7 protein-coding genes and 1 pseudogene are annotated in these 7721 nt (G+C 61.6%); 6 read left to right on the forward strand and 2 right to left on the reverse strand.

The genetic code is table 11. The features are described from left to right. The first annotated feature begins 2 nt into the window (after positions 1 to 2). A complete protein-coding gene (locus ACTJKL_RS29885; protein ID WP_100672209.1) occupies positions 3 to 1187 on the forward strand; it encodes an MFS transporter in 1185 nt (394 codons plus the stop codon). A gap of 94 nt (positions 1188 to 1281) precedes the next feature. Next, positions 1282 to 1449 (forward strand): 50S ribosomal protein L33, encoded by a 168-nt coding sequence (rpmG, locus tag ACTJKL_RS29890; RefSeq protein ID WP_003537640.1) that lies wholly within the window; start codon positions 1282 to 1284, stop codon positions 1447 to 1449. A 458-nt stretch (positions 1450 to 1907) separates the two neighbouring features. Here the strand turns inward: rpmG and ACTJKL_RS29895 are convergent, their stop codons facing one another. Together ACTJKL_RS29895 and ACTJKL_RS29900 are read right to left on the reverse strand one after the other, a co-directional pair. After that, positions 1908 to 3275 (reverse strand): PleD family two-component system response regulator, encoded by a 1368-nt coding sequence (locus tag ACTJKL_RS29895; RefSeq protein ID WP_100672208.1) that lies wholly within the window; start codon positions 3273 to 3275, stop codon positions 1908 to 1910. Positions 3276 to 3292: 17 nt separating this feature from the next. Continuing rightward, positions 3293 to 3664 carry a response regulator gene (locus ACTJKL_RS29900; RefSeq protein WP_003537642.1) on the reverse strand — a complete coding sequence of 124 codons (372 nt, stop codon included), beginning with the start codon at positions 3662 to 3664 and terminating at the stop codon, positions 3293 to 3295. A gap of 156 nt (positions 3665 to 3820) precedes the next feature. Here ACTJKL_RS29900 and ACTJKL_RS29905 point away from each other — a divergent pair, with 156 nt between their 5' ends. The 4 genes and pseudogenes from ACTJKL_RS29905 to ACTJKL_RS29920 all read left to right on the forward strand — a co-directional run. Further along, positions 3821 to 4093, forward strand: a complete 273-nt coding sequence (locus tag ACTJKL_RS29905) for a DUF3572 domain-containing protein (RefSeq protein ID WP_026168581.1) — start codon at positions 3821 to 3823, stop codon at positions 4091 to 4093. A 206-nt stretch (positions 4094 to 4299) separates the two neighbouring features. Further along, positions 4300 to 5592 carry a DNA polymerase IV gene (locus ACTJKL_RS29910; protein WP_379942135.1) on the forward strand — a complete coding sequence of 431 codons (1293 nt, stop codon included), beginning with the start codon at positions 4300 to 4302 and terminating at the stop codon, positions 5590 to 5592. Positions 5593 to 5722: 130 nt separating this feature from the next. After that, positions 5723 to 6940, forward strand: coding sequence for a L,D-transpeptidase family protein (locus ACTJKL_RS29915; protein ID WP_379942133.1), 1218 nt, complete (start codon positions 5723 to 5725; stop codon positions 6938 to 6940). A gap of 551 nt (positions 6941 to 7491) precedes the next feature. Beyond that, positions 7492 to 7721, forward strand: a pseudogene (locus tag ACTJKL_RS29920) (IS110 family transposase); the annotation flags it as partial.

Raw genomic sequence — 7721 nt, forward strand, 5'->3', positions numbered from 1 at the left:
GCATGTCGAAGCCGCCGCCCGGTACGTCAAGACCGGTTGACGAAATCCACTGGCCTTCATTGATCGCCGCGCTCGCGTCGATCACTGCCGTCGGCATCGCGATCGGTCTGGGGCTCCCGCTGCTCAGCGTCATCATGGAAAAGCGGGGCATCGCGCCCACGCTGAACGGGTTGAATGCAGCAATGGCCGGCCTCGCATCGATGGCCGCCGCCCCGTTCACCATGAAATTCGCCCATCGTCACGGCGTCGCTCCGACCATGCTGCTGGCAATAGTGTTTGCGGCGGCGAGCTCGCTCGGTTTCTACTACCTCACGAATTTCTGGCTCTGGTTTCCCCTGCGCATCGTCTTTCACGGCGCGATCACTGTCCTCTTCATCCTTTCGGAGTTCTGGATCAACGCCACCGCGCCCCCCAACAGGCGCGGCTTCGTGCTCGGGATCTACGGCACGGTACTCTCGCTCGGCTTCGCGAGCGGTCCCCTGCTCTTTTCGATCCTGGGCAGCGAAGGCTTCCTGCCCTTCGCGGTCGGCGCGGGCGTCATCCTGCTTTCCGCGATTCCGATCTTTCTCGCGCGCAATGAGAGCCCGGTGCTGGACGAAAAGCCGAAACGCCATTTCATGCGTTATGTCTTGCTGGTGCCGACCGCGACGGCCGCCGTCTTCATCTTCGGGGCGGTGGAATATGGCGGCCTTTCCCTGTTTCCAATCTTCGGGACGCGCGCGGGCTTCAGCGAATCGCAGGCAGCGCTGCTGCTGACGGTCATGGGCGTCGGCAATTTCATCTTTCAGATCCCCCTCGGTATGCTTTCCGACCGCGTGAAGGACCGCCGTACGATCCTGTCGGCGCTGACCCTGATCGGGCTCGTAGGCGCCCTGTTCCTGCCTATGCTGGTCGAAAACTGGTTTCTGATGGCGCTTGTTCTTCTGTTCTGGGGCGGATGCGTCTCCGGTCTCTATACGGTCGGCCTCAGCCACCTCGGCTCCCGTCTCCAGGGATCAGACCTTGCGGCCGCCAACGCCGCCTTCGTGTTCTCCTACGCGGTCGGTACGGTAGCGGGTCCGCAGGTGATCGGGGCGGCCATGGATGTGACGGGCAATGACGGATTTGCCTGGGCAATCGCCGGCTTCTTCGGGCTTTATGTCGTACTTTCCCTGGTCCGCATCGTTTTGAAACCAAAACGGTCTTGACTTTTCGATCGTGATTTGTAGTTTCGCGGCAACTTGACCGTGGCCCGCAACAGGTTGTCCACGGCTTTCAATTTTTCATAAAGGCAGGACGACCATGGCGAAAGCTACCACCATCAAGATCAAGCTGCTGTCGACGGCCGACACCGGTTACTTCTACGTCACCACCAAGAACAGCCGCACGATGACCGACAAGATGACGAAGACGAAATACGATCCGGTCGCGAAGAAGCACGTCGAATTCAAGGAAGCCAAGATCAAGTAAGGTCGCCGCTTTCTTCGATCCAGAAGCGCCGCCCGCGGGGCCGGCGCTTTTTCTTTGCCCTCTCCGGAGGGACGGAACGAAGGGATAAAACGAAAACGCCGCCTCTTTCGAAGCGGCGTTTTCGAATGGGGGTCGACTGGTCCGGTTGCAGCACGAGGAATCCGCAAGTCCGAGGCCAGCCGACCGACCCCACGACCCAGGAGATGCGGCGGACCTGAGCATCATGGGGTAACCGAATTCTGTGGAAGTTTCCTTCCTCGCTTATCAGCATTGCCTGAAACTAAAAAAAAATCAACGCATTCTTAATCGCCGAGCAGGGGTTGCTCGGCGTTTGGTTAATTCTGTTCCAAAATCGGACAGTGTCGCCTGCGGATGTGCTTACTCCGGCACGGCCGCGCGAAGAAGAGCGCAACTGGAAGAGCCCGCGAGGCCCTCAATAGCACAGCATGTGCGGCGGATCAGGCCGCGGCAGCGACAACCCGGTTCCGTCCGCCGTTCTTCGCCTGATAGAGCGCCATGTCGGCGCGCTTCAGCAAAGCCTCGGCCGTATCGCCATCCGGCCTCAGGGTTGCAATGCCGAGCGACGCCGTGACGTTCAGGACCGTCGCGGCCTGCGGAATGTCGAAGCCACGGCTCTCGACCGCCAGTCGGAGTCTCTCCGCAACGATCGCTGCCATTTCGGGCGTCGTATCCGGCATGACGACCACGAACTCCTCCCCGCCGAAACGGCAGGCGAGATCCGCGCCGCGCACCGTGGCGCGAACGCGGTTGGCAAATTCGCGCAGTACATCGTCACCGGCATCATGACCGTAGGTATCGTTCACACGCTTGAAGCGATCGATATCCGTGATGCAGATCGACAGCGGACGCCCCCTTGTGGTTGCGCGATCGATCAGCAGCTTCAGGTGGTTTTCCAGATAGCGCCTGTTGTGGAGGCCGGTGAGATCATCGGTCACGGCCAATTCGATCGTCTGTTGTACACTGGCGCGCAGGCGATCGTTGCAATGCTTGCGCCGGATCTGCGTTAGGCAACGGGCGACAAGTTCGTTCGGATCGACGGGGCGCATGATGTAGTCCGTCACGCCCAGTTCGAGTGCGCGGACGATTCTCTCATCGTTTCCCTGCTCGGTTACCAGCAGGATCGGAATGAAGCGGGTCCGCTCGAGCGACCGCAATTGCGAACACAGACGCAGGGGGTCGTAATCGTCGAAATTCGCGTTGACGATGATCAGGTCGAAACTGCTTTCGGCAGCCTCGAACAGAGCGGCCTGCGGGTCCGATATGACGGCGACATCGGCGATCGGCTTCAGGGCACGCGTCAGCCGCTCCTGTGAGGAAGCACGGCCATCGACGAGCAGAACGCTGCCGGGCTCGTCCGGCCGATCGACGCGGGCCGTCTCCTGCAGCCCGATCGTTTGTGCCGTCTGAGCTCTGAGACGCAGCTCGTCGCTGACGTTCTTCAGGCGTACGAGACTCTTCACGCGCGACATCAGCTGCAGATCGTTCACGGGCTTGGTCAGGAAGTCGTCCGCGCCGGCCTTCAGCCCGCGCACGCGATCGGACGGCTGGTCGAGTGCCGTTATCATCACGACCGGAATATGCGCGGTCCGGCTGTTCGCCTTCAATCTTTCACAGACCTCGAAACCGTCCATCCCCGGCATCATGACATCGAGCAGGACCAGATCCACCGGCGTCTTTTCGCATGTCGCCAAGGCGGCATTCCCGTCCGGAGCCGTCAGCACGTCGAAATATTCGGCCACCAGCCGCGCTTCCAGGAGCTTCACATTGGCTGGTACGTCATCAACGACGAGGATGCGCGCAGTCATATCGATCTTTCTGGCAGTCAGGCATCGCCCAGATATGTTTTGATGGTCTCAATGAATTTTGGAACGGAAATCGGCTTGGAAACATAGGCCTCGCATCCCCCTTGGCGGATGCGCTCCTCGTCGCCCTTCATGGCAAAAGCGGTTACGGCAATAACCGGAATCACGTGAAGCTCATCGTCTTCCTTGAGCCATTTCGTGACCTCGAGGCCGGAAACCTCCGGCAACTGGATGTCCATCAGAATCAGGTCGGGACGGTGCTTGCGCGCGAGTTCGAGGGCTTCCATGCCGTTGCGCGTCTGGATCGTCGCGTAGCCCGAAGCCTCAATCAGGTCGCGGAAGAGCTTCATATTCAGCTCGTTATCCTCAACAATCATCACCTGTTTGGGCATGTCGATCCCTTGCTGTCTGCCGCCGCCTTGCAAGTCTCCGGGAGAGATTTAAGTTGCAACAACGGCGACTCGACCCTTTTCGTCGATCGCCAGGCTAGCGCGATTTGGTTGAAAAATAGGTAATTGCGGCCGGCAAACGAGAAGAGAGCGGATATCATGAAGAACGCTGAGGATACGGCGATCGCCATCCTGACCTGGCTCGCGAACGAGCCTGAGCTGATGTCGCGCTTTCTGGCGCTCACCGGCACCGATCCCGCCTCCCTGCGCGGCGCCGTCGGCGAGCCGGGCTTCATGGGGGGCATCGTTGCGTTCCTGATGGAGCACGAGCCGACGCTGATGGCCTTCTGCAACGAAACGCAAACCTCGCCGGACGAGGTCGTCCGGGCGCACCATGCCCTCTCCGGCCCGCGCGATTTCGAGGAAGGCTGAGTGCTGCCGGCACGCGGCGTGCGCAGCGCGGTGCACCGCCCGGTGCCGAGTGCGCCGTGCCGACTAAGGAGCATCCCGAAGTCCGGCCGGCGATCGGCCGGCACCGTCTCAAATTTAACTGCGATATCCAAAACAGCCTCCAGCCGCCGCCTTGAGACTCAGCAGCGTAGAGCGTAAAGTCGCCCCGTTCAACATTTGTTCCGGATATGATCGACAGCGCCGCCCCACCCTCCGGCTTCTGCCGTGATTGCCTCAAGGAGCAAGCCGCCCAGGCACGGCGGTGCCTCGCCTGCGGAAGCCCGCGGCTCCTCCGGCACCCCGAACTCTACCGGCTGACCCTGGCGCATATCGACTGCGATGCCTTCTATGCCTCGGTCGAGAAGCGCGACAATCCGGAGCTCGCCGACAAGCCCGTGATCATCGGCGGCGGTAAGCGTGGCGTCGTCTCCACGGCCTGTTACATTGCCCGCATCCACGGCGTGCGCTCCGCCATGCCTATGTTCAAAGCTCTCGAAGCCTGTCCGCAGGCCGTGGTGATCAGGCCCGACATGGAGAAATACGTGCGCGTCGGGCGGGAAGTCAGAGCGATGATGCAGGAGCTGACGCCTCTCGTGCAGCCGCTGTCGATAGATGAGGCCTTTCTCGATCTGAGCGGCACCGAGCGGCTTCATCACGATCCGCCCGCCCGAACGCTTGCCCGCTTCGCCAGGCGTGTGGAGCGGGAAATCGGCATCACCGTCTCCGTAGGGCTCTCCTACTGCAAATTCCTGGCCAAGGTTGCCTCGGACCTTCAGAAGCCGCGCGGCTTTTCGGTCATCGGCCAGGCCGAAGCCATCGACTTCCTGAAGGCCAAACCCGTTACTCTCATCTGGGGCGTCGGCAAGGCCTTCGCCGCCACGCTCGAAAGGGACGGAATCCGCGCGATCGGGCAGCTCCAGACGATGGAAGAGGCGGACCTCATGCGCCGCTACGGCACGATGGGCCGGCGGCTCTACAGGCTCTCGCGCGGCCTGGACGAAAGATCCGTCGAAATCGAAGGCGAAGCGAAGAGCGTCTCCTCCGAGACGACGTTCAACGACGACCTGGCGCGCCAGGAAGACCTCGTAACGCATCTGAGGGGCCTCAGCGAACAAGTGGCATTCCGCTTGCGAAATTCCGCCCTCGCCGGACAGACGGTGGTGCTGAAGCTGAAGACCGCGGACTTCAAGACCCGCACGCGCAACCGCAGGCTGGAAAGCCCCACCCGCCTTGCCGACCGCATCTTCCGCACCGGCCTGCAGCTGCTCGAGAAGGAGGTCGACGGGACGAAATACCGGCTGATCGGGATCGGCGTCAGCGATCTGGCCGATCCCGACCTCGCCGATCCGCCGGATCTCGTCGATCCGCAGGCGTCCCGGCGTGCCGCCGCCGAGGACGCGATCAACAAGCTGCGCGACAAGTTCGGCAGGACGAGCGTCGAGACCGGCTACACGTTCGGCAAGGGGCGGCGCCGGCAATAGCCGTCACGGTTGCCCGACCGGACGGCTGACGCATCGTATGGGGCAATTCCTTAAATATTGGACGCTAGCCTGCTTCCACGGCTCCGTCGTCCGTTTTGCGGTGCCGCCACTGTCTGAACGAGGGTAGGTGTTGCGTTTCGCTCTCCGGATGGGATTCGCGGTTTTCGTCATGGCGTCGCCGTCCGCGCTTGCGGCCGGCGCCAAGGCGCCGTTGCAGATCGTCGTATCGAGGGAGCAGCAGTCCCTCGTCGTCTATGACGGCGACACGGTCGTCGCCACGTCGAAAGTGTCAACCGGCAAGGCCGGGCACGCGACGCCGACGGGCATTTTCTCGATCCTGGAGAAGCGCCGACGTCACGCGTCGAACATCTATTCGAATGCGCCGATGCCGTTCATGCAGCGGCTTACCTGGTCCGGCATTGCGCTGCATGGCTCAAACCATGTACCGGATTATCCGGCTTCGCACGGTTGCGTGCGGCTGCCGAGCAAATTCGCGGCGAGCCTGTTCAAGATGACGGGCTACGGCATGCATGTGGTCATATCGGATCGGCAGATCGCCCCGGTCGAGGTCGCGCACGAAATGCTTTTCCAGCCGAGCCAGTCGCGACCGCAGGGACCTGCCCTGTCGGACGTCCCCCTGCGGCCGGCGATCGGGGAGTTCAACCGGAGCGCAGTTGAAGTCGCCATGACCGACAAACGCCCCTCGCCCGTCACATCCGACGAGGCGAAGGCCCCGATACGTATTCTGATTACCCGGCGCGGTACGCAAGAGAGCGTGCGCGACCTCCAGACGCTCCTCAATACGCTCGGCTACGATGCAGGTCTGCCGGATGGATTCAGCGGTCCGGCAACGGCCGCCGCAATCGAAGCGTTCCAAAGGGCCGAAGCTCTGCCCGACGATGGCAAGATAACGCCGGAGCTGATCGAAGCCGTCTTTCGCAAGGCGGGCCGCAGTGCACCGTTGAATGGCGTGTTGCGCGTGCGCCGGCAATTCCAGCCGCTTTTCGAAGCCGAGATTGCCATCGCGGAGCCGGAAATGGCGCTCGGGACACATCTGCTGCAGTTCCAGGATCTCGACACGAAAACCGGACAGGGCAAGTGGTTCGGCATGTCGCTCGAGAACAAGCTGCCGAAAACGACCAAGAAGCGACTTGGCATCACAGCGGAAGGCGAGCCCGACACGCTGGAGCGAACGCTGAGCCGCCTCACCGTGCCCGAAGACGTCCGCGAACGCCTCGCCGGCCTCCTTGCAAACGGCTCGTCACTCTCGATCACCGATACCGAATCGGGGCTGGAGACGGGCAAGGGAACGGATTTCATCACCGTGACGAGGGAGCGGCGCGGGTGAAAGGCATGGGGTGATTTCCGCACCCCGGTTTGCCCTTATCGCCCTGCCTTCTCCCGGCAAGCGGGGCGAAGAGACAAGCGGCAAAGGCCCGCTCTTCGAGCGGGTGATATAATAGCCTATCAATGGACAAGACATAGAGCAGCTCAAAGTGCTGCAGCGAGCTTTGCGTGTCTGATAAGACGCGGCGGCGCTGTAGGAAACTTTTCGGAGGGCTCTGTGCTTGTCACAGAGATGAGGTGGAGAGGGTGCGGTCCCTCGGCGCGCTTCATAAACCGTGAAGATAGCGAGGCGACACGACGGGTCCCGGGTCACGCCCGTATACAGCGTGCCGCTTCGCTTCGATGTAGTAGCCGCACATCCCAGTTCCTCATTCCTGTGCTTGTCACAGGAATCCAGCCAGACCAAGTCCTTGGGCTGAAAGAACGCTTCCCGCGCCGCAGACGCGGCACTGCTCTCATCCCTGTGACGAGCACTGTTGGGGTGGACGGCTCCCAACGGCATCGCAATGTGCCAGAGTGAGTCGTTAAGATCTCAATCGAGGGAGACCGTCCGTGGAGCAGATTATCCGAATTGGCATGGATACGTCAAAGAGCGTTTTCCAGTTGCATGGAGTGAACGCCGCCGAGCAACCGATCCTGCGCCGGAAGCTGACGCGCAAGGAAATGGTGAAATTCTTCCAGAAGGCGGCACCGACCAGTATTGCGCTGGAAGCGTGTGGTGGTTCCCACCATTGGGCCCGACTGCTGCGTTCCTTCGGCCATGAGGTGAAATTGATCGCGCC

The sequence above is a fragment of the Sinorhizobium sp. 22678 genome, assembly GCF_052044265.1.
GTDB classification, from domain to species: Bacteria; Pseudomonadota; Alphaproteobacteria; order Rhizobiales; family Rhizobiaceae; genus Sinorhizobium; species Sinorhizobium meliloti_A.

Coding starts and splice junctions, on each gene's coding strand:
- ACTJKL_RS29885 (WP_100672209.1), top strand. CDS start 3: ATGTCGAAGCCGCCGCCCGGTACGTCAAGACCGGTTGACGAAATCCAC.
- rpmG (WP_003537640.1), top strand. CDS start 1,282: ATGGCGAAAGCTACCACCATCAAGATCAAGCTGCTGTCGACGGCCGAC.
- ACTJKL_RS29895 (WP_100672208.1), bottom strand. CDS start 3,275: ATGACTGCGCGCATCCTCGTCGTTGATGACGTACCAGCCAATGTGAAG.
- ACTJKL_RS29900 (WP_003537642.1), bottom strand. CDS start 3,664: ATGCCCAAACAGGTGATGATTGTTGAGGATAACGAGCTGAATATGAAG.
- ACTJKL_RS29905 (WP_026168581.1), top strand. CDS start 3,821: ATGAAGAACGCTGAGGATACGGCGATCGCCATCCTGACCTGGCTCGCG.
- ACTJKL_RS29910 (WP_379942135.1), top strand. CDS start 4,300: ATGATCGACAGCGCCGCCCCACCCTCCGGCTTCTGCCGTGATTGCCTC.